The sequence below is a fragment of the Bradyrhizobium genosp. A genome, assembly GCF_049949275.1.
Lineage (GTDB): Bacteria > Pseudomonadota > Alphaproteobacteria > Rhizobiales > Xanthobacteraceae > Bradyrhizobium.
On record NZ_CP188196.1, the window covers coordinates 5690141 to 5710513 of the forward strand.

At 64.1% G+C, this 20373-nt stretch carries 16 protein-coding genes; 4 read left to right on the forward strand and 12 right to left on the reverse strand.

Features of this window, described 5'->3' with window-relative positions; translation table 11 throughout:
• From fliQ to flgB, 4 genes are all read right to left on the reverse strand, one after another.
• On the reverse strand, positions 1-264 hold the full coding sequence (fliQ, locus tag ACP2YP_RS26720) for a flagellar biosynthesis protein FliQ (protein ID WP_212241024.1): 264 nt from the start codon (positions 262-264) through the stop codon (positions 1-3).
• Positions 265-358: 94 nt separating this feature from the next.
• On the reverse strand, positions 359-667 hold the full coding sequence (fliE, locus tag ACP2YP_RS26725) for a flagellar hook-basal body complex protein FliE (protein ID WP_200473261.1): 309 nt from the start codon (positions 665-667) through the stop codon (positions 359-361).
• A gap of 16 nt (positions 668-683) precedes the next feature.
• Positions 684-1109, reverse strand: coding sequence for a flagellar basal body rod protein FlgC (gene flgC / locus ACP2YP_RS26730; protein WP_426419252.1), 426 nt, complete (start codon positions 1107-1109; stop codon positions 684-686).
• Between the two features lie 15 nt (positions 1110-1124).
• Positions 1125-1529, reverse strand: a complete 405-nt coding sequence (gene flgB / locus ACP2YP_RS26735) for a flagellar basal body rod protein FlgB (RefSeq protein ID WP_254132569.1) — start codon at positions 1527-1529, stop codon at positions 1125-1127.
• Between the two features lie 354 nt (positions 1530-1883).
• On the opposite strand from flgB, the gene ACP2YP_RS26740 reads away from it, so the two are divergent.
• Together ACP2YP_RS26740 and fliP are read left to right on the forward strand one after the other, a co-directional pair.
• Positions 1884-2855, forward strand: coding sequence for a flagellar biosynthetic protein FliO (locus tag ACP2YP_RS26740; RefSeq protein ID WP_426419253.1), 972 nt, complete (start codon positions 1884-1886; stop codon positions 2853-2855).
• On the forward strand, positions 2852-3607 hold the full coding sequence (gene fliP / locus ACP2YP_RS26745) for a flagellar type III secretion system pore protein FliP (RefSeq protein WP_354033231.1): 756 nt from the start codon (positions 2852-2854) through the stop codon (positions 3605-3607). The genes ACP2YP_RS26740 and fliP overlap by 4 nt, the downstream gene beginning before the upstream one ends.
• Before the next feature lie 60 nt (positions 3608-3667).
• Here fliP and ACP2YP_RS26750 read toward each other — a convergent pair whose 3' ends face one another.
• From ACP2YP_RS26750 to ACP2YP_RS26760, 3 genes are all read right to left on the reverse strand, one after another.
• Positions 3668-7345: a tetratricopeptide repeat protein gene (locus ACP2YP_RS26750; protein WP_426419254.1), complete on the reverse strand. Its 3678-nt coding sequence runs from the start codon at positions 7343-7345 to the stop codon at positions 3668-3670.
• A gap of 271 nt (positions 7346-7616) precedes the next feature.
• The gene (locus tag ACP2YP_RS26755; RefSeq protein WP_426419255.1) at positions 7617-8468 is read right to left on the reverse strand and encodes a tetratricopeptide repeat protein; all 852 of its coding nucleotides are present in this window, start codon (positions 8466-8468) and stop codon (positions 7617-7619) included.
• A 64-nt stretch (positions 8469-8532) separates the two neighbouring features.
• Positions 8533-9225 carry a FecR family protein gene (locus ACP2YP_RS26760; protein WP_426419256.1) on the reverse strand — a complete coding sequence of 231 codons (693 nt, stop codon included), beginning with the start codon at positions 9223-9225 and terminating at the stop codon, positions 8533-8535.
• Positions 9226-9583: 358 nt separating this feature from the next.
• Between ACP2YP_RS26760 and ACP2YP_RS26765 the strand changes: the two genes are divergently transcribed.
• The gene (locus tag ACP2YP_RS26765) at positions 9584-15481 is read left to right on the forward strand and encodes a VCBS domain-containing protein (protein ID WP_426419257.1); all 5898 of its coding nucleotides are present in this window, start codon (positions 9584-9586) and stop codon (positions 15479-15481) included.
• Between the two features lie 20 nt (positions 15482-15501).
• On the opposite strand, the gene ACP2YP_RS26770 is transcribed toward ACP2YP_RS26765, so the two are convergent.
• From ACP2YP_RS26770 to fliL, 5 genes are all read right to left on the reverse strand, one after another.
• On the reverse strand, positions 15502-15699 hold the full coding sequence (locus tag ACP2YP_RS26770; RefSeq protein WP_426419258.1) for a hypothetical protein: 198 nt from the start codon (positions 15697-15699) through the stop codon (positions 15502-15504).
• A gap of 567 nt (positions 15700-16266) precedes the next feature.
• Positions 16267-17025: a MotE family protein gene (locus ACP2YP_RS26775; RefSeq protein WP_426419259.1), complete on the reverse strand. Its 759-nt coding sequence runs from the start codon at positions 17023-17025 to the stop codon at positions 16267-16269.
• A gap of 9 nt (positions 17026-17034) precedes the next feature.
• A complete protein-coding gene (locus ACP2YP_RS26780; RefSeq protein WP_200473255.1) occupies positions 17035-17481 on the reverse strand; it encodes a DUF6468 domain-containing protein in 447 nt (148 codons plus the stop codon).
• Positions 17478-18680, reverse strand: coding sequence for a flagellar motor switch protein FliM (fliM, locus tag ACP2YP_RS26785; protein ID WP_212302942.1), 1203 nt, complete (start codon positions 18678-18680; stop codon positions 17478-17480). Before fliM ends, ACP2YP_RS26780 begins: the two co-directional genes overlap by 4 nt.
• 30 nt (positions 18681-18710) lie before the next feature.
• Positions 18711-19211, reverse strand: a complete 501-nt coding sequence (gene fliL, locus ACP2YP_RS26790; protein ID WP_426419260.1) for a flagellar basal body-associated protein FliL — start codon at positions 19209-19211, stop codon at positions 18711-18713.
• 385 nt (positions 19212-19596) lie between these two features.
• On the opposite strand from fliL, the gene flgF reads away from it, so the two are divergent.
• Complete coding sequence (flgF, locus tag ACP2YP_RS26795; protein ID WP_148751395.1) at positions 19597-20358, forward strand: flagellar basal-body rod protein FlgF; 762 nt, start codon at positions 19597-19599, stop codon at positions 20356-20358.
• Positions 20359-20373: the final 15 nt, after the last annotated feature.

Sequence of the window (20373 nt, forward strand, 5' to 3'; positions counted from 1 at the left end):
TCAGCCGCCGATGATTCGCGACGAGATCCGCATCATGTGGGAATGGAGGGCGTCGGCCATGAACGGCAACGCCAGCAGCATTGTGGCAAAGATGGCCAGAATCTTTGGCACGTAGACTAGCGTCTGCTCCTGGATCTGGGTCAGCGCCTGGAACAGCGACACGATGACGCCGACCACGAGGCCGACCACCATCAGCGGTGAGGAGACGATCACGATGGTCCAGATCGCATCGCGGGCGACGTCGAGGGTCTCGGGTCCGGTCATTGCAAAACTTCCTTTATTCATTTCCTCGCCTCCCCACCGCCATTCCCGGCGATACGAAGACCTATCCCCTCGTCAATGGGGCGAGCGCCAAAAATCAGATCGGCATCTTCATGATGTCTTCGTACGCCGCGATCACGCGGTCGCGGACCGAGACCAGCGTGGACACCGCGACGTCGGTGTCGGCGACCGCCGTCACTACGTCCATGACGTTGGCTTTGCCGGAGGCCATCGCCACGGTCTGCGCGTCCGATTTGCGGCCGGATTCCATCACGCTGCCGACGGCGTCTTTCAGCAGCGAGGCAAAGGACTGCCCGCTCGCCTCGCTGCCCTTGCCGGCGCCGGTGTTTTCCAGCACGCGGGCAAGATTGGCATAAGCATTGGCCGCGATTGTCGGTGTTGCCATGGCTTAGTTGTCCTGTTCAGCTCTTGAGGATGTCGAGCGTGCGCTGGATCATCCGGCGCGTTGCACTGATGATGTTGACATTGGCCTCGTAGGACCGCTGCGCATCGCGCATGTCGGTCATCTCGACCATCGAATTCACGTTGGGATATTTGACGTTGCCGGTGGCATCCGCCGCCGGATTGCTTGGCTCGTATTTGACGCGGAAGTTGGACTGGTCGGGCTTGATCTTGCCGAGCGTCACGACCTGCGCGTCGAGCGTACGATCGAGCGCCGAGGCGAACGTCGGCACCTTGCGCCGGTAGGGATCGCCGCCTGAAGTCGGTGCGGTCGAGTCGGCATTCGCGATGTTTTCCGAGATCACCCGCATGCGCCCGGCCTGCGCCCGCAACCCGGAGGTCGCGATCGCCATCGAGCGGGCAAAGTCGCTGCTGTCATTCGCCATGGTTTACCTCCAGCTCTAGCCCTTGCCGATCGCGGTCTTCAAAAGATGCAGGCTCTTCGAATAGAGCGAAGTGACCGCCGCATAATCCATCTGGTTGTTGGCGGACTTCATCATCTCCTCTTCGAGATTGACGGCGTTGCCCGCAGGACGGGTCTCGAAGCCCGCATTCTTGTTCTGGTCGAAACTCGAGGCCGCGCCTGATGGCGTCATGTGCGAGGCACTGGTGACGGCCATGGCCAGCGGCCCCATCGAGCCCGCGGGGGCGCCGGTCTTGTCGAATTTCGGTTCGACCAGCTCGCGCGGCCGGAAATTGGGGGTGTCGGAATTGGAGACGTTCTCGGACAGGACGCGCTGACGTTCCTGGTGCCACTGCATCTTGGTGCGAAGCGCCGACAGCACCGGAAGATCGTTGATGGACATCGTTGCGGCTCCTTGCGCCTCTTGCGGACCCGGAGGTCCGAAGCTAGGCAGAATTTGCCGTGTGTATGGTTAACAGGTGGTTAAGGCGCGGCGAATGCATGTTTCTGATTGAGACACGCAATGCTGCCCCCGTGATTCTACCCATTCCAAAAGCCGCATTAACCCAACCGCTTGGCGGCCCCCTGCAGAGGCCAAGAAGTCGTTTTGGATCGGGCGATTCATAGGTTATTAAGAGTTGGGGACGGCAAAACTTGCCGCGGGACGTTAAGAGATCGCAGTTTTGGGGCATCGCACGCCGGTGGTCGGCGCGTCCGACCATAGGCACGAGAGAAGCGCCATTTACCGGGGACAGGTATGAACGGTAGCCCTATCACTTTCATCGTCGCGTTCATCGTCGTGCTGGCGTTGATCGGCGTCGCGGCGTGGCTGGTCCGCCGATTCGCGACCACCCGGCTCGGCGCCAACACCCAGCGCGGCAGGATGCCCCGGCTCGCCGTGATCGACGCGGCCGCAGTCGATGGCCGCCGGCGCCTGGTGCTGGTGCGGCGTGACAATGTCGAACATCTCCTGATGATCGGCGGCCCGACCGACATCGTCGTCGAACCGAATATCGTGCGCGCCGCAGCCGGCCGCGACCAGATTCCGCAGCGTCCCAGCGCAGCCGAGCCGCCGCGCCTCGCCCCGATGCCCGATGCCAGCAGCTGGGCCGACGAAGCGCCGCGCCCCGAAGTGCTCGATCATCCCGAGCCGCAGATGCCCGAGCCGCCGCCGCGGCCCGCACGTCCGTCCTTCGCCGACGAAGTCCGCCGGCCCGCGCCCGCTCTGACTGAGCGCCGCAGCGAACCGGCGCTCGGCGGCTTTTCGCCTGAGCCGATGCCGCCGCGTCCCGAGCGTGAGCCCCGCCCCGAGCCGATGCCGCCGCGCGTGGCGCGCAGCGAGCCGCCGCTGATGCCGCGTCCGCCGCGCGAGCCGGTGAAGGTGCCGCCGGTGCGTGCCGAGCGCGCAGCCGCGCCGCCGCCTCCGCCTCCACCCGTGCCGCAGGCGCCGCCCGTTCCGCCGCCGGCCGCTGCTGTCGCGCCGTCGAGTGCCGAGCAAAATCTCGCCGAGATGGCCCAGCGCCTCGAGGCGGCGCTCCGTCGTCCGGCCGGCGAGACCATCGCCCCGCCGGTTGCGCCGGAGCCGCCCGCCGCTCCGCCGCGCGCCGCGCGCGTCGAGCCGCAGGCCCCACCCGCGCCGCCGCCCAAGCCGGCTCCGGAAAAGACCAGCTTTGAAAATCTCGAAGACGAGATGGCCTCGCTGCTCGGCCGTCCGAAGCCGTCTTCGTGAGGCTGCCGTCCTTCCCGCGTAGAGTTCTTGTCCCTTCTGTTCTGATCGCCGCGGCCTTGCTCGCCACCCCTGCGCATGCGCAGGACATCAGCATCAATCTCGGCGGCCAGGGCGGCGGTGGCGTCACCGAGCGCGCGATCCAGTTGATCGCGCTGCTCACGGTGCTGTCGATCGCGCCGTCGATCCTGATCATGATGACGTCGTTCACGCGCATCGTGGTCGTGCTGTCGCTGCTGCGCACCGCCATGGGCACGGCGACCGCGCCGCCCAACTCGGTGATCCTGGCGCTGGCGATGTTCCTCACCTTCTTCGTGATGGGACCGGTGCTGCAGAAATCCTACGACGACGGCATCCGCCCGCTCGTCGCCAACCAGATCGGCGTCGAGGACGCGCTCCAGCGCGCCTCTGTCCCCTTGCGCGGCTTCATGCAGAAGAACGTGCGCGAGAAGGACCTGAAGCTGTTTCTCGATCTCTCTGGCGAGCCGCCGCCGGCAACACCCGACGAACTCGCGCTACGGATCCTCGTCCCCGCCTTCATGATCTCCGAGCTGAAGCGCGCCTTCGAGATCGGCTTCCTGCTGTTCCTCCCCTTCCTGATCATCGACCTCGTCGTCGCCTCGGTGCTGATGTCGATGGGCATGATGATGCTGCCGCCCGCGACGATCTCGCTACCGTTCAAGCTGATCTTCTTCGTGCTGGTCGACGGCTGGTCGCTGGTGGCGGGAAGTCTGGTGCAGAGTTACGGGGGGTAGTGGCCGCGACTTCCGCTGTCATCACCCAGCACCGGTCGAGAGGCCAGAAGCAGCGGGCTCCTATCGCGTCATCTTGATCTGCCGCACGACCGGGATCGTCGGCAGCGAGCCGGTATGATCGGTCTCGTCCTTGGCCTGCGGGGCGGCGGGTGCGCGCGCGGTGGCGTCTGGGAAGCGCTGCTTCATCTCGCGGAGGAAGCCGTCGAGCGTGTCGACGCTTGCGGCAAGTTTCGCAATCTCGGCGAATTCGGCGCTCGATGCCGCGGCCGGCTTGCTGGCGATGTCGAAGGCGAGCCGGTCGGCGCTCTCGCTCATCAGCGGGGCATATTTCTCGCGGAAGCGCGACAGCCCGATCGAGTCGTCGGCGAGCGCATAGCCGACGGCGGCACGGATGATGTCGCTCTTCTCCACCGCATTGAGCGGTTTGAAGTCGCGGAAGCGGTCGCCGTAATAGAGCTCGATCTGCTCGGCGGATTCGCGCCAGCGACGTCCTGCCCAGAAGATGTCGGACCGCAGCCGCAGCACCTCACGCCCGCTGACGTTGGAGACGATGTCGAGCGCGAGGTCATGGCGGCCGACGTCGCTCTGCGCGCGCGCCTCGAGCAGCAGGCGCTGCTGCCGCAACTCGCCGGAGAGGTCGCTGATGCGGCTCGCGCGCAGCGCCGTAATCGCCATGTCGGGCTTGCGATTGGCGAGGTAAACCATGGCAAGGCGCGCGGCGACCTGAGCGCGCGCCGCGCCTTCGAGGCGGTGGTCGACCTGGTATTGCAGGAGCTCCGCGGCCTGGTCGAGCAGATCGATCGAGGCGAGACGATCGGCCAGGCGACGGATCAGCTCGTCACCGCGTCGGCCGATCGGCGTCAACTCGCGGAACTCGTAGAACATCCCGAGCGCCTCGACCGGCGGCAGCTCGTCGCCCTTCGGCCCAAGAAAAATCTGCGTGAACAGGTCCGACGCCAGATCCTGCGCCTGGCGCGAGGCTTCCGCGTTCGGCTGCAGCCTGGTCGCGGTGCGCGCGGCGGTGAGCGCGTCGCGGTAGCGCCCGTTCTCGGAATAGAGCTGCGACAGCATCTGCAGCGTCTTGACCTCGATCGTGTCGCCGCGCCAGGTCATCGACAGCGTCTCGAGCTCATTCAGCGCCTCTTCCTTGCCGATCTCGTCGCGCTTCTGCCGCAGCGCGACCTCGAGCTGCTTGGCTTCGGCGGCGGCCGGCCGGTCGTTCGAGGCGACTGCGAATTTGTAGTCGTCGAGCGCGTCCCTGTCGTGACCGAGCGCCTCGGCGAGCCGGCCGCGCAGCACGGCAAAGCCGGGCCCGGCCTCCGGCGACACGCCGACCACCTCGATCTCGCCGCGGCGCTTGGAGGCGCCGGCATAGTCCTTCACCTCGAGCGAGGCGCGCATCGCGTCCATCGTCACGATGCGCTGGATGTCGAGCGGCAGCGAGGCGATGGCGAATTCGACATTCTTGAATTTTTCGCGGGCGTCCGCCCATTTGCCCTGGCGGGCGTAGGCGAGCGCCTTCCACAGCTGGGAATCGTGGCTGTTGCCGATCACGGGATTGGCGAGATCCTTCAGGCCCTGCGCCGGCCGTCCGATCAGGATGCTCGCGATCGCGTGGATGATCAGCGCGCTGCTCTCCTCCTTGTTGAGAGGATCGCTCAGCATCAATTCGGTCACGGATTTGGCTTCGTGATACATCGCGCGCGACATGTAGAACTGGGCGAGATCGAGCCGCGGCAGCGAACGCTGCGCCGGCTCGACGGCCGAGATCGCCGTGATCAGGTCGCTCTGGCGGGTCCAGAAATCTTCCGCCTGGCCCTTGCGCCAGCCCTCGGGATTGAAGACCGGCCGCACCGCCGTCGGTGCCCGCTCGGCCGAAACGTCGACCGGCGACAGCGTCAGGCCGCCCTTCTTGCCGAGGATGACCTTGTCTAATCCGACCTCGACGCCGACCTCGTCGGAGTTCGGCCGGATCGCGACGCCATGGGCGGATTCCAGCAGCGAGAGATCGACGAGATCCTGCCGCTTGATGAAGCCGCGGACCGGCCGCTGCGCGGTGACGACATAGAGCATGTCGCCGGCATCGGGGTCGGTGAGCTTGTGCAGCAGACCCGGATTGGCAAAGGGGATCGCGATGTTGGCGAGCGCGGGGTCGGTGATGTTGCGCGACATCAGCAGCGGCAATGGCGTTGCCTGGATCTTGTCGGCGAGCGTAAGCAGCCAGTTGGTCTCCTTGCCGACCTCCTCGCTGGTCAGCGAGTAGACCAGCGGACGGGTGAGACGGATGCGCACCGCCTGCCCCTTCTCGAGCGGCATGCGGCTGACCTCGCCGATCATCGCGCCGCCCCTGGCGCGGATCGCCTCGACGTCAATCGGCTTTGGCGTGTCGAACACCAGCCACACCGTGTCGCCACGGCGGAACGCGGCGGCCGGCGTTGCGACGGGAATCGGGAATGTCACGCGCAGGCCATCGCTGTCGCGGCGTGCATCGACGCTGGCAACAGGCGTCGGCGCTGCTTGCGCTTCGGCAGGCGGAGGCTTGAGCGTTTCCTTAGGCTCTTCCTTGATCGGCTCCTTCGCGGCATCCTTCACGACCTCTTTGGGCGCTTCCGTGACGTGCGGAGCTTCGGTCGAGGCTATCGCCGGCGCCGGTTTTGGCGCTTCGGCAACTGGCATCGCGGCGGGCGCTTCCGGCTTCGCCTCCGACTTCACCTCGGGCTTGACCTCGATCTTGGCTTCGCGCGCGATCGTCTCCGAGGTTGGTGACGTCATCTCGCTATGGGCGTCCTTCGGCTTCGCCGCCGCCGGCTTTTCCGCAGCCCGCGCCGGTCCGTGACCGCCGGCTTCGGCCTTCGCGATCGCAGCTTCAGGCGTCGCGGCCACCTTGCCCTTGTCGGGCTGGAAAGCGATGTCGACGACGTAGTTCTTGTCGTCGCGGAAGGAGTGCACGTCGGAATCGCCGATCAGCGCGATCTCGACGCTGGTCTGGTCGATATCGGCCTTCTGCTTGATCGAGGCGACGTTCGGCGGTGCGGCGACGACCGCATCCGCGAGGTCGAAGTTGAGATTAGCGTTGAAGGCGAGCGTCAGCTTCTGCTCGTTGAGCACGGAGGAGACGCCGACGCCGTCGGGCATCTCGAACACGAAGCGCACGAAGGTCGGCTGCACCGAGGCACGCACGCGGATCGGCGGACGCTTCTTGCTCTCGGCCGCGGCGCGCTGGGCGCGTAGCGCACGCTCGGCGGCACGTGCGCGCTCGGCGAGTTCCTTCACCACATCCATCGGCAGGCTCGGCGGCGGTCCCTTCCAGCCCTCCGGCAACAGGTCGACGAAGGTGCGCTCGCCAGCATTCATAGTGTTGACCGTGACGCGCCGCGCCAGCGACAGCCGGATCGCGCTGCCGTCGGGATCGCGGCGGGCGGAGTTGACGTAATCGGGCGCGCCTTCCGGCACGCGATCGACGGGAACGTCGACGGGACGGTCGAAGCGGATGATAAGGATGGAGCCGGCGGTCGTCACCTCGGAGGGAACATCCTCCCCGAGCTTGATCACGAGACGGGCAAAGCCGCCGCCGGCCGAGAAGCTCGCCTCGCCCCTGATAGGATCGGCCGCGCGGGCGGCGCTGAGCCCGATCAGCAGGCAAGCCGCCAGCGCAGGCGCCTTGCGGACGTGACGCGACACCCCCCGCGCCAGGGCGCGGGCTCGCGATACAAATCCAGCGGCAGCCTCTCGCGCCATTGGCGGCACTTCTTCCGGTTCGACGGTCCTTGCCGGCACTTGTGCCGGCTCATGCCGTCGACTGTAGGTTTTGCCAATTAAGGACTTGTTAATGCTGTATTGACGACTTGATCCGGCGCAGGGCGTCGCGACGCCTTGTGGGCTGAGGCGTTCGTGGTCCGAATCTGGAGAACAAGTGGTTAAAGAGGTGTTAACACCCCGCCGTCGTAGGCATCGTCATCGGCGGTGAGCGCAAAACGCCGGCCGGACGAGCCCGAACCCAGTCGTGAACTCAATCGTCACCGACGCCATAACGCGCGAACTCGTCGCCGATGTTCCTCTGAATTGTCTTTGCAGTCGAAATGTCAGAATTTCCGCCAATCGCATCGCCTTGCTTCAGCTTGGCAAGCCCGCGGCCAAAAAGCGCGCTCGCCAGTTCCGGGGCGGCTCGCAAGGCAGAATTGTAGTCATCGATCGCCGCACTGAACTCACCCATCTTCAGGTGGATCAGCCCACGCGATTCGTACACGGCAGCGCTGGTCGATCCCGATTGAAGCGCCCTGTCGCAATCCTCCAGTGCTGCTCGCCAGGCACCGAGAACCGCCCGGGTCCAACATCGTCCGCTCCATGCCGCCTGCGAGTCGGGCTGGAGACGGATTGCCTCGTCGTAGTCATGCGCCGCGCGCTGGGGATCATTTCTCTTCAGATAGGCTCCGGCGCGGTTGACGAAGGCAGCGCCATAGCCAGGATCGAGCTTGATCGCATCATCAAAGGCACCGATCGCGAGTTCATATTCGCCTTTCCTCAAGTGAGCCACGCCGCGGTTGTTGAAGGCCTTTGTGTATGTCGGATTGAGTCTGATCGACTGATCGAAATCGCGGATGGCCCTGTCGTAGTCGCCCTTTGCGGTGTAGGCATTGCCGCGATTGTTATAGGCGATAGCCAGAGCCGTCGTCGGACCTTGACGCGCCTCTATGAAAGCCGTGCAGGCACCGATCCGAGCATCAAGCGGGGTGGCACCCTGCCCGTTGCACAGCTCGATGTTGCTGAGATAGCTGTCCTTCACCTTGGAATTCTGGGACGCAGCAGGCAAGCCGACCAACAGCAGGGCGACAATCGCCACTCCGCCTTTGGCAACGGACAATCTTGGTTCCATGTCAGGCTTCCGATCTTCTGAGATCTGGCGACTGCGCGGGCTAGAACCAATGCTAGCACCCGCGGCAGATGGTCAGATTGAGCCTGTGCTCGGCCCTTTGGTCAGGTTGGGGTGCCCCCGCTGCGCCGGACTTCTTCGTATATTTGCTCTTTCCCTCTTCGATAAGAGTTGAAAACCTGGTGGTTCCGTCGTCTGAGATTTCGACGTGAGGTGTGGTGCCTCGAACGCCCATCGTGGCGACCGGCGTTTCGATCCTCATGTTGCCGGTCTTCGCAACCTGGCCCGCAACAAAAACGAACGTCCCCCTGGTCAGGTTGAAGATCGTCGAGTTGGACTTTCCACCTGGGTCGTAGACGTATTCGTCCAACGTCATGCGGGCATTGCTCGACAAGTTGAACGAAGTTCCATCAACAAAATTGATGCCGACCCGTCCGTCGGCGCCGGTTCGGACCACATCGCCCGAATAGACCGGATCGCCGATCTTCGTCTGGATGGATTCGCCCGCGACGTTTGCCTGGACGATGGCGGCGCCTGCATGCTCGATGATGACCGGGCCATCGGCAACCACGACCTTCCCGATTGGCTTTGACGACGAGTCCAGGACGGCACGCCGCGGAGAATCGCTCTGCGCCTGGACTGGGCGGGGCAACGAACCGGCCAGCGCTAGGACGAGACCTGCCACGAGAATTGTCGCAGCACGAGTGCCCATGACCTCCTCCTTCTCGAAGATATTGTCCTTGAGCATCCGAACGGGCTCCGACAGCGTCGGCGAGAGCCATCGGGCATAATGGCAGGCCTGCCACAACAACAACCACAGCCAAAATGGTTATTCCGGCTTAATCCGAATGGATGATCGCCGTGTCCAAAAGAGCCACTATCCGTGTTTGGCGATTTCAAACAGCTTCTCGTTGCAAGCCGTGCCGTCGGGCGAAACGACGGCAATTCTGCCGTGATCAGCCCAGGCGGAATTCTCGGAAACCACGACCATCAGCGGGCCTAGCTGGGGCTGCCGACGCAAAATTGCTCCCGATCGCGTGACGCGGCAAGCCGGCAGCGATTCGGCGACGTCTGAGGCCGACCGCTTGGGCAATCGAGGTCGAACAATGTCCGTCACGTCCGCTGCAAGGCACGGGGACGAGCGCGAAGCCGCCGCGGCCCGGCATCACCGCGTGAAGACGGCGAAGAGCAGCTCTCTTGATAGACCTGTTTCTCCGTCTCGCGAACGAGTCTCGACCGGCCGTTTCGGGCTGCTGTCGCTCGCGGCATTGCTCTTATCGACGACCAAGGAGGTCAAGGCCGCAGACCCGAACGTAACGCTCCTCGACGACGATACGATTACGTACAAGGACCTTACGCACGGTGCATTCGAGCTTGTGACCAAGGAGCCGATCCCGCGACACATCATCGTCGACGATCCCGGCGAAACGATCGTCCTCAAAAAAGTCGGCTCCTCGGTCAGTGTGAACCAGGTCACGAACACCGCCACTCGCATGGAGGAGTTGCAGGCCGCACAGCAGGACGCGCTTGCCAATCTCGAAGGGCAAGGCCCCCACGGGTCGGGCACACCTCCCTTCGTCAAATCCCTGCCGCTACAGCCGATCAACTTCATTCCGGCCGATGCGCCAGCGCCGCAGAATTTGCTGCCGCCGGTGCAATTTGTCGCCATCCCGGTCCCCGAGATACCTGCGCCAGCGCTGGCGATCACCAGCATTGGCGGACAGATCGCCGTTGCCGCGGACAACATCATCAATGCCAGCAGAGCCAATGCCGGGGTAGCGATCACGGGCACAACCTCGGGTGTGGAGGATGGGCGGGTCGTTACGGTCACCATCGTCGATGGTTCCAATCACGTCGTATACAGCGGTACGGCCACGATCACCGACAGCACCTGGTCGATCAACGTCAGCCCGGCGAATGCCAGGGCGTTGGCCGACGGCATCTACACGCTTACGGCGGACGTGTCGAATTCGGCCGGCATTCCCGCGGATGCCTCGCAGGCGATCAGGGTGGACGAGACACCGCCGACGATCGCAATCAACACCGTCGTCGGTAACAACGTCGTCAACGCCAATGCGGCGAGCACCGGGTTCGTTATCGCCGGCGAAACGTCCGACGCAGAGAATGGCCAGCCGGTGACGGTCAAGATCGTTGATAGCTCTGGCCAGGTCGTCGACACATTCACCACCACGCTGACGAATAGCACCTGGTCAGTCAACGTCAGCTCGACCGATGCCAAGTTGCTGCATGATGGCACCTACACGGTGACAGCGGACGTCTCGGATTCGGCCGGCAATCCCGCGCCACAGGCAACGCAAACGATCGCGGTCGACGAGACACCGCCGATAGTGACGTGGTTGCCGCGGGCCGAGAGCGGCATCGAGGGCACGGCGATCGCACTGGGCACGATCACGGCAACCGTGAACAGCGTGCCGGGCCACGGCAACAACGTGCAATCGCTTGTGGTGAGCGACATCCCGGCTGGGGCCCTGCTCACCGACGGCACGAATAACTTCATGGCGACGAGCGGTAACACCTCGGTCGAGGTGAACGGCTGGAACCTCTCGAACCTCAAGATCGTTCCGCCGAACGACACCAATTTCTTCCTGACCCTCACGGCGACCGACCGGGATGCCAACACGGCGAGTACAAGCGAGCTGGTGACGGTCGTCCCCTCGGCGCCCGACCTCAACCCGGTCGCCGCGCATGGCAATGAGGACACGGCGATTGCTCTAGACCTTGGCGCGACGGCCAAGAGCCTGTCGGGCGCCAACGGCGAGACGACTCCGAACAGCCTCGATACCCTTGTCGTGAGCGACATCCCGGTGGGCGCTACGCTCAGCGACGGCACCGGCCTGCCCGGTCATAGCTTTACTGCGACAGCAGGCAACACCTCGCACGACGTGGTCGGCTGGAACCTGTCGAGCTTGCAGATCAGGCCTCCGGCGGAATTCGAGGGACGCTTCACGCTGACGATTGCGGCGACCGAGCGCGATTCGGAAGGCGATATCAGCGCAACGGTGACGGCAGCCGAGGTCGTGACGGTCGCCCCGGTTGCCGAACAGCCGACGGCAGGCGCGCCGGCGACGCTGAAGCTCGACGAGAAGGCCACTGACGCGGCGGTTATCGGGGTGAGCGTTGGGCCGCTGGCGGAGGACAACAATGACACGGTGAGTGCGACGCTGAGGGTATCGCACGGGACGCTTCATGTCGGCAGCCTGAGCGGGGTGACGGTGACCGGCGACGGCAGTGCCACACTGACGCTGTCGGGGAGCGCGGCGGCCGTCAACGGGCTGCTGGCGGGACTGACCTATACGCCGACCACGGAGTACGAAGGCTCCGACACGCTGGTTCTGTCGGTGACGTCGAACGACGGCTCCAACACCAACCCGACGGCGGCCACCGCCTCGACCGCGATCACGGTGAACCCGGTTGCCGCGCCGCCGACGGCAAGCGCGCCGGCGACGCTGACGCTCAACGAGGATGCCACTGGCGTGGCGGTTGTCGGGGTGGGCGTTGGGCCGCTGGCGGAGGACAACGACGACACGGTGAGTGCGACGCTGAAGGTATCGCACGGGACGCTGCACGTCGGCAGCTTGAGCGGGGTGACGGTGACCGGCGACGACAGTGCCACACTGACGGTGTCGGGGAGCGCGGCGGCAGTCAACGGGCTGCTGGCGGGACTGACCTATACGCCGACCTCGGAGTACGAAGGCTCCGATATTCTAAATTTGTCGGTGACGTCGAGCGACGGCGCCAACACCAACCCGACGGCGGCTACCGCCTCGACCGCGATCACGGTGAACTCGGTTGCCGCGCCGCCGACGGCAAGCGCGCCGACGACACTGACGGTCAACGAGGATGCCACTGGCGTGGCGGTTATCGGGGTGAGCGTTGGGCCGCTGGCGGAGGACAACGATGACACGGTGAGTGCGACGCTGACCGTATCGCACGGAGCGCTGCATGTCGGCAGCCTGAGCGGGGTGACGGTGACCGGCGACGACAGCGCGACGCTTACGCTGTCGGGGAGCGCGGCGGCGGTGAACATGCTGCTGGCGGGACTGTCCTATACGCCAGCCCAGGAAGTGGAAGAGGAGGAAGAAGACTCCGACACGCTGCATCTGTCGGTGACGTCGAGCGACGGCTCAAACACCTACCCGACCGTGGCCACCGCGGCGACGGCGATAACAATCATCGAGGATTCGGAGTCGTTGATCGTTGGCGGGCCGGGACCAACGCTCAACTGGAGCGATCCAGACAACTGGAGCGGCAGGTTTGTTCCCACCTTGAGCACCCACACAACCATCAATGCACCTTCCCTTTACACGGTCATCATCACGGACACAGCCCATGCGGCGGCGCTTACGATACCGCACGGCGCGGCGTCGACGGACGTCACCGCCAGCGGAACCCTGCAGCTCGCCGGTGACCTCGATGTAAGCGACTCGGGCAAGCTCGAGAACGACGGAACGTTGGAGGAAACGGCCAATAGTACTTTCATCGGGCCCATCACCAACAACGGCACAATCATCCTCGATCCGAATGTGCGCCTGGACGTGACAGGCACCATAACCGGAGTCGGGAAGTTCTGGATCGACAGCGGGACCACGCTCGAGTTTGCGCTTGGCAGCAAGGTTGCTCCCGGCACGACCGACAGCCAGATAATTTACTTCGAGCAGGGCGCGGGCAAGCTGATCATCGATGACTTTGGAAAATTCGCAGGGGTCATCACGGGCGCCGGCATCGGCACGCACCTCACATCAGCCGATTTGATCGACCTCACTCAGCTTCCCTTTGTGGGGGGAAGCATGTCCGCATCGGTCTCGTACAGTTCCGCCACCGACATCAGCACGATCATATTTACTGACGGCATCAGCGCGAACAATGTGACACTGCATCTGAGCGGGAACTACACCAGTGCCGCGTGGTCGTTCACGAGCCTCAACGGAGGCGCCGGCACCGAAATCTCCGACCCCCCGGCCAATTCCGGCACCGTGACCGGCGGCGCCACCGGGGCGATCGCGGCCGCTCGCGCTGCGACCACCGATTTTGCCAACGCCGGCGGCCCCAACACCAGCCTGGTGCTCGACAATTCTCAGAACTTCGCCGGGCAGCTCGTCGCCTTCACGCGCGATGGCACGGCGCGCCCGCTCCCGGCCGGTCAAACCTTCACGAGTTCGCCGACCAACAGCGAAAGCGACGACGGCTACGGTACCTTCGCGATGACAGCGGCAGGCCTGTGGACCTACCCGCTCGACAACAACAATAACGTGGTGCAGGCGCTCGACGTTGGCGATACGCCGACCGACACGTTCACCATAACCACCGGCGACGGGGCAACGCAGGTCGTGACTATCGCCATCCATGGCGCCAGCGACGCGGCCCCCAACGATTTCGATAACCTGGCCACAGGACCGGTCGTGACAAGCGGTCCTCCCTTCGCCCCTGCGGCTCACGGAAGTGAAACCATCGCGGGCGGTGACGACACAGGCCAGATCATCTCCGCGGGCGTTGGCAAAGATATAGTCAACGGCACCGGCAAAGCCGACATTCTCTACGGCGGCTGCGGCAATGACACGATCAAGGGCAATGGCGGCGATGATACGATCTACGGGGGCTCGGGCAACGATACGATCAACGGCAACAACGGGAACGACACCATCATCGGTGGATTTGGTGCGGACCATCTCACCGGCGGCAATGGGAGCGACCGTTTCGTTTATCTATCCGTGGCCGATTCCAGCGCCGGCCAGTTCGACACCATTACCGATTTCACATCGGGGACCGACAAGATCGACTTGACGGCTCTCGGCGCGCTTGGCTTCGTTCTCCTGGCCTTGAGCCCCGCAAGCACGTCTGTGCCGGCGCACACGATCGCTTGGCTCTACGACAGCACGGCCAATGAAACGATCGTGTACGTCAATCCAACGGACCAGACCCTGCGCATCGGCAATTCCGGCCTGCTCGAAATCCATTTGCAGGGGATTGCAACCATCGACGCGTCGGATTTCATCCTGACGCCGGTGGCGGCGCCTGTGCTGGCGGCCGGCAGTGGGCCGTTCGATCTCAGCGCAGCGACACAAAGCGACGCGACCGCCGTGACGATGACCAGTTCGTCCGGCACGACGCTCAGCGACGGCACGCTCCTCGCTGACTGGAGTTCGACGGACAGATCAACCGACGCAGCCTACAGCGTCCTTGCCGCTATGGACCAATTTGGATGGACCGAATATTCCAGCTTCTCCGGTTCAGACGGGGTGCAGACGCGCGCGGCCGAGATTACCAACATCGACGCGGTAATGCCCACACCGAGCGGCCTGTCCATGACCTTGCACCATGTGGCCGCACCGACCGAGACCCGCTTTGTCTTCGATCATCTAGCGATGCCCGACAGCACCGATACGGCGGCCCGAAAAAATGACGTGATCGCCGGGAGCGGCCTGATGCCCGACATCGCTCGCGCCGCGCTGAATTCTGTGCACGATGCGGCCGAACAACTCGCCCGGCGCGGGCATACGCTCGAGAGCGGTGACGAGGACCATGATGCATCGGCTCCAGAAAACGCCGACCATGCTCATGCCCACGGCGGCACCGGCAATGACAGCGCAGATACGAAGCTCGACCCAAGCCTTCTGAAATCGCCGACCGGCAGCGGCGCCAGTCAGTCGCATTCAAGCGAGGCATCCGGACAGCACGACGCGCCCAGGCACGGCACGGTGGATATCGATCCGCCTTCTGCTGGTCATGTGGCGCCTGGCTCAGCACCTTTTGGTTCGCACCAGTTCGGCGGCTCATTTCACTTCAAGGATGGCGTTTCGCATGGCCGGGGTGACCTCAGCGCAGGATGGGATGATCCCTCGGATCCGTCCGGTCATCACGAACACGCTGGCGTCGTCCACGTATCCGGGGCCGCACCGATGCCTGAACTGTCCCCGCCGCATATTGATCCGGCTCACGGGGCAGGCACAATTGGCGCCCACGCGCTGCACGATCTGATCGTGTGATGCCCGCAAGCCGACTGTGTTCAGTGTTGCTTTCCCGCGCAATCCGGCGTGGAGGAGTTCTCCCGCTCGAGACAAGCGTCATCCGCATCGCCATCTTCCCCTTGGGGCGGCAACGCATGCTGATGGCTAAGCGCGGAAGTCCAGGCGAGCGTCATCGCGGCGATGAGCAGCCGATTGACGGCTTCGATTGCGCGTTCTGCTGCGGACGAGTAGTTCATGGCTTCCTCCCGCGCGGCGGATTGCGAATGGTCGAAGCCTAGGACGAACTCTTCAGCGCCACTGTACTCCACTTCACATTTGCACGCGTCAACTCATCGCAGCCCTAGAGGATGCCCCTTGCGTTCGCTGCATCCGCAAAGCGAGTAGACGTGCTGCGCGCACACAACCCCCGAGGAGTTGCAGTCCGTCAACGACTCTGAATCAGATGTGATTACGGCGATGCGAATCGATTGGTCAGCTTTTGGGGGCAATCAATGAGCGGAGAAGCCAATTGCATTGTATGTAGCAAGGCAAGAACGGTCGTAGCCGTCTTTCCAATCGCGCGGGGCTACGCCCTGAAGGTGTATGAGTGCTCCTGCTGCCACAGCACCCTGCATCTCGTGACTCGAATGACGGAGGCTGCGCTGATCAAGCAGCACTGCGAGACGCTCCCTCTCGTCGAGAAACCGCTGAACTCGACTGGTCGCAGGGCTCAACAGCGGTTCGCGAACTAGACGCGCAAGGCGCTAGCCGCCTGCAGGTCGAACGACCGCGCGACTGCGCAGCGTGCCGCGCCGCTCGAGCTTTCAGTTCGGCTTTTGCGTCGGCTTGCCGTCGATCTTGGGGAGATCGCCGGCGGAGGCAGCCTGATCCCCGCCCCCGTTGGCACGGCGCGCCATCTCGACCGTCAGCCGCTCGGCGGCTTCCGACGACATCAGTCCAAGGATATCGGACATCTTGCGCGGAGCGATCGCCGAGGCGATCTCGATCAGCACGCCCATTTCCAGCCGGTCGAACACCCGCGCGGCGTCCTTGGGCTTCATGGCCTCGTACATGGTGACGAGGCCCTTCATGCGCTGGGCCTCGGCGGCCTTCTGCTCGGCCTGGGTCGCGGTGATGCGGGATTCCACCGCCTTCATCTCCTCGACCTTGTTCTCAATGCGCTTCTCGGCCGACTTCAAGAGGCTCTCGCGGATATCGATCTCGCGCTGGCGGGACTCGATCTCCTGGCGGCGCGCCTGCAGCCGTTCCAGGATCGCACGCTCCGACGGCGAGACCTGCGGCTGGGCCTCGTCCATCTTGACCGGGGCGCCCTCGGGCTTGGTCTCGGGCGCGGCCGGCTTCGGCGCTTCTTTCGGCGCGCCAGGCGTCGAGCCGGTGATGTCAGGGTCCTCGCCCCCGGGAAAATTCAAATTCTCCTGCGCCCAGGACTTCTTCACATGGTTCGGCTGGTAGTCGAAGACATAGCCGCCATTGATCACGAGCCCCGCCACTTTCAGCGTGGCGAGACCTGCGACCGCAACCAGGACGACCGGAATGACGCGGATGTTACGAAAGGACTTCATACCCTGACTTTATGCGGCAAGACCGTTAGACCTTCGGCGCTCGGAGAAGGCTTCGGCGGCAGCTGCGACCGCTTTCGCAGGCGACGGCTTGGCCGCGGGCGCGGTCGCCATGTCCGGATTCGTGACGGGGCGCGCCGCGATCGCGATCTTGGAGAGGCGACGCACCACGTTGTCGGCTTCGCCGAGCTGCTTGTGGAGCTGGTCGGACATCTGCGTGGCGGCGGCCAACTGGCTGCCGAGATTCTCGTTGACGTCGCGCACCGCGAGCTTAAGCCCGCCGATCGCGCGCTCGGCGATCTCGGTCGCGGTGATGAGCTCGCCGATGACAGCCTTCAGCGAATGCTCGTCCGCCTTCAGCCGCGTCAGCCGCTTGTTGAGCAGGATGCAGTAGCCGATCGTGAGCATCAGCAGGATAGCCACCAGCGTCTCGATCGCCATTCCTAGGGAGTGGTTCATGGGGCCTCCATCAGCTTGTTCTGTTCGTCCACCTTCTCGAACATCGCAAGTGTCGTACTTGGCTTGCGCAAGGGTTTCGTCACGCGGATCGCAACGCGCTCCCCGACCCGGCCCATACGTCCTTCGGTGATCGTGACGTCGCCGCAGCGCACGGTGACGTTGGCATCGGCGCGCATGTCCAGCGGCAGCGTGTCGCCGACCTTCAGCCGCATCAGTTGCTTGAGCGGAATGTCGGCCTCGTAGAGCACCGCGTCGACGGAAATCTCGGCCTGCACGATCTCGGTGGCGAAATGGCCTTCCCAGATCGGGTCGCGGCCGAACTTTTCGCCCATGAACATCTGGAGCAGGACGGCCCGGATCGGTTCGATGGTCGCGTAAGGCAGCAGCAGTTCGATGTTACCGCCGCGATCTTCCATGTCGATGCGCAGGCGCACCAGGATCGCGGCGTTGGCGGGACGGCTGATCGCGGCGAAGCGCGGATTGGTCTCGAGCCGGTCGATCGTGAAGGTCACCGGCGACAGCGGCCGGAACGCCTGCTCGGCGTCGGCCAGCACCACCTCGACCAGGCGCTTGACCAGCTCGGTCTCGATCGTGGTGTAGGGCCGCCCTTCGATGCGGAGCTGGCTCGAGCCACGGCGACCGCCGAGCAGCACGTCGATCATCGAGTAGATCAGGTTGGAATCGACCGTTGCCATGCCGAAATTGTCCCACTCCTCGGCCTTGAAGACCGAGAGCACGGCAGGCAGCGGGATCGAGTTCATGTAATCGCCGAAGCGCACCGAGGTGATGCGGTCGAGCGAGACTTCGACGTTGTCGGAGGTGAAATTGCGCAAGGACGTCGTCAGCAACCGCACCAGGCGGTCGAAGACGATTTCGAGCATCGGCAGACGCTCGTAGGAGACCATCGCCGAATCGATGATCGCGCGGATGCCGGAATGGTCGTCGAGCGTGACGTCGCCGACGGTGAAGCCGAGGAGATTGTCGATCTCCTCCTGCGACAGCACCCGCTCGCCGGAGTTCTTGCCGTTGCCGAGATCGCGGCTGCCGTCCTCGACCATGGCCGCCCATTGCAGGGCCATGGTCTCAGATAGTTCGTTTTCGGCAGCAGCCTTCGCGGCCTCCGCGGGATCCTCGGAATCGAGCGACGCCTCCCATTGGGCGGCAATCGCATCCTGGTCCATCTGCTCGTTGCCGGCCATGACGCTAGCCCGTACCCTTCCGCAGCATCCTCACTGGAGCACGACTTCCTTGAACAGCACCGCGCTGACCTGCACCGGCGCGACCGCGGCGTTGACGCGCTTGGTCAGCTCTTCCTTGAGACGGAAGATGCCGGCGGAGCCGTTGAGGTCGGAAGAGCGGAGCTCGCGCACATAGGTCTGGAAGATGTCGGTGACGCGCGGCATCGTCGGCTTGATCGCCTCGACCTGCTTCTCTTCCTTCAGCTCGAGCACGATCTTGAGCTTGACATATTGCACGCGTTCGCCGGGCGCGCCGGCGAGGTTGACCATCATGTCGGGCACTTCGACGAAGACCGGCGGCTTCGGCGGGGGCGCCGCCTCGGCATGGTGCTCGTCTTCGCCATGGCGGAAGAACAGGAACCAGGTTGCGGCACCGCCGCCGAGCACGACCAGCGCGCCGACGATGATCAGGATCAGCTTGAACTTGCTCTTGGGGGCAGCGGCTTCCGCGCCTTCGGCGGCTGCGCCGCCTTCCGCTTCATTCTCTGCCATGATCGTCCGGGCTCGCTCATCTCAAAAAGGGTCGAAAGAGCGAAGCCTCCTGGCAGACAGTGACGCGATACAAATGCCCCAGCGCAAAGCGCTCCTCTTACAAGCAAACGCTACGGTAATAATGGTTAACGGAACCTTTCGATTGGGCCTCCGCTAGGAAAAATCTGCCGGGCAAACATGGCTAACAGAACCTTTCTGCCCCCCGCCCGCGCCGCCGGAAAATAGCCAACCCGTTGTAATTCCATATTATTTCAAGTTGGCACGGCTTTCGCTGAGAGAGGGGCGAGACCGAACGATTTGGGAGAACCCGACGGTCTCGTTCACGGGATCGGCCAAGGCGCTTGGGAGAGCGAAATGGCGGATCTCACGCAGGGGAGATCGACCGATGCAGAATGCGCTTCTGATCGGCTTGTCACGGCAGATGACGTTGGAACGGCAGATGGATGTCATCGCCAACAACGTCGCCAATGCCAACACCAACGGCTTCAAGGCCGACCATTCGCTGTTCGAGGAGTACCTCAACTCGAACGCGCACGAGGACAATTTCGTCGGCTCCGACCGCCGGGTCTCCTATGTGCAGGACCGCGGCACCTACCGCGACGTCGGCCAGGGGCCGATGGAGGCGACCAACAACCCGCTCGACATGGCGATCAGCGGCAACGCGTTTTTCGCCGTGCAGGCCAATGGCGCCGAGCGTTACACCCGCGACGGCAAGTTCGCGCTCAGCAGCACCGGTCAGTTGATGACCTCCGACGGCAACCTGGTGCTCGGCACCGGCGGCCCGATCGTCTTCCAGCCGACCGACCACGACATCAACGTCTCCCCGGACGGCACCGTGACCGTGCTCGAAGGCACCGCCAAGACCGACTCGATCCGCGGCAAGATCCGCATGGTGACGTTCGACGACCCGGCCAAGCTGACCAAGCTCGGCGCCAATCTCTACGGCGCCGGCTCCGCCAACCAGCAGACCGACGCCAAATCCACCCTGCAGCAGGGCTACATCGAGAAGTCGAACGTGAACTCGGTCGGCGAGATGAGCCGCATGGTCGAGGTCATGCGCAGCTACACCGCGATCGCCAACCTGCTCCAGCAGCAGAGCGATCTTCACAAATCGGCGATCGAAAAGCTCGCCGACGTTCCGGCCTGATGAGGGACCACTGAC

Coding starts and splice junctions, on each gene's coding strand:
- fliQ (WP_212241024.1), bottom strand. CDS start 264: ATGACCGGACCCGAGACCCTCGACGTCGCCCGCGATGCGATCTGGACC.
- fliE (WP_200473261.1), bottom strand. CDS start 667: ATGGCAACACCGACAATCGCGGCCAATGCTTATGCCAATCTTGCCCGC.
- flgC (WP_426419252.1), bottom strand. CDS start 1,109: ATGGCGAATGACAGCAGCGACTTTGCCCGCTCGATGGCGATCGCGACC.
- flgB (WP_254132569.1), bottom strand. CDS start 1,529: ATGTCCATCAACGATCTTCCGGTGCTGTCGGCGCTTCGCACCAAGATG.
- ACP2YP_RS26740 (WP_426419253.1), top strand. CDS start 1,884: ATGAACGGTAGCCCTATCACTTTCATCGTCGCGTTCATCGTCGTGCTG.
- ACP2YP_RS26750 (WP_426419254.1), bottom strand. CDS start 7,345: ATGGCGCGAGAGGCTGCCGCTGGATTTGTATCGCGAGCCCGCGCCCTG.
- ACP2YP_RS26760 (WP_426419256.1), bottom strand. CDS start 9,225: ATGCTCAAGGACAATATCTTCGAGAAGGAGGAGGTCATGGGCACTCGT.
- ACP2YP_RS26765 (WP_426419257.1), top strand. CDS start 9,584: ATGTCCGTCACGTCCGCTGCAAGGCACGGGGACGAGCGCGAAGCCGCC.
- ACP2YP_RS26770 (WP_426419258.1), bottom strand. CDS start 15,699: ATGAACTACTCGTCCGCAGCAGAACGCGCAATCGAAGCCGTCAATCGG.
- ACP2YP_RS26775 (WP_426419259.1), bottom strand. CDS start 17,025: ATGAAGTCCTTTCGTAACATCCGCGTCATTCCGGTCGTCCTGGTTGCG.
- ACP2YP_RS26780 (WP_200473255.1), bottom strand. CDS start 17,481: ATGAACCACTCCCTAGGAATGGCGATCGAGACGCTGGTGGCTATCCTG.
- fliM (WP_212302942.1), bottom strand. CDS start 18,680: ATGGCCGGCAACGAGCAGATGGACCAGGATGCGATTGCCGCCCAATGG.
- fliL (WP_426419260.1), bottom strand. CDS start 19,211: ATGGCAGAGAATGAAGCGGAAGGCGGCGCAGCCGCCGAAGGCGCGGAA.
- flgF (WP_148751395.1), top strand. CDS start 19,597: ATGCAGAATGCGCTTCTGATCGGCTTGTCACGGCAGATGACGTTGGAA.